At 37.4% G+C, this 243-nt stretch carries 1 protein-coding gene; it reads left to right on the top strand.

Annotated features, from left to right (window positions below; translation table 11 throughout):
- On the top strand, window positions 1-243 hold a 243-nt coding region (locus N2712_07870; protein MCX8029893.1), incomplete at both ends, for a hypothetical protein.

The raw sequence follows: 243 nt of genomic DNA, 5'->3' as shown, positions 1-243 counted from the left end.
GTGTCTACACCGAGTATTTTGGAACGAAGGCAAAGTTTAGTTATTACAAAAGATACACCTATTACGTATCTAAAAACAAACCTTACCGAACCTTTCTTAAAGCATTAGAAGAAGTAAAGTTTAACTCCTTGGAAAGTATAATATCAGCGTTCTCAACACAACCACTCACAAAGAGATTCTATACAGAAATACAGAACTGGTATGCTTGGGCTTTGAAACACTCAGAATTCCCGGGAGGCAGTC

The sequence above is a fragment of the Brevinematales bacterium genome, from assembly GCA_026415355.1.
In the GTDB taxonomy this organism is placed as follows: Bacteria; Spirochaetota; Brevinematia; order DTOW01; family DTOW01; genus SKYB106.
Note: the sequence above shows the minus strand (reverse complement) of the source record. Positions and strands in the feature narration are given on the sequence as shown.